This window comes from Streptomyces sp. P17 (genome assembly GCF_032436805.1).
Classification (GTDB): domain Bacteria; phylum Actinomycetota; class Actinomycetes; order Streptomycetales; family Streptomycetaceae; genus Streptomyces.
In genome coordinates this window covers 1-270 of the sequence record NZ_JAVRBF010000849.1, presented here as the reverse complement: position 1 = coordinate 270, position 270 = coordinate 1, and the positions used below count along the sequence as shown (strand labels likewise).

Genomic DNA, 270 nt, shown 5'->3' with positions numbered 1-270 from the left:
CCGAGGGTGTGATGGCGGCGGCGAAAGTCACCGGCTTTAAGCGCCTGCGCGATGTGTCGGCAGAGGAGCTGGCCGGCCTCACCCTTGCCCACCCCTATCGGGGGGTCGAGGGCGGCGCGGGCGAGTGGGATTTCGACGTGCCGCTCCTGCCCGGCGATCATGTGACCGATGACGCGGGCACCGGGTTCGTGCATACCGCGCCAAGCCATGGCGACGACGACTATCAGCTTGCGCTGCGCCACGGCGTGCCGATGACCTATAACGTTGAGC

At 67.8% G+C, this 270-nt stretch carries 1 protein-coding gene; it reads left to right on the top strand.

Going from position 1 to position 270, the window contains the following annotated elements:
* Nucleotides 1-11: 11 nt before the first annotated feature.
* Nucleotides 12-270: class I tRNA ligase family protein (locus RMT89_RS43205; protein ID WP_315889231.1), on the top strand; the 259-nt coding region annotated here is incomplete at its 3' end.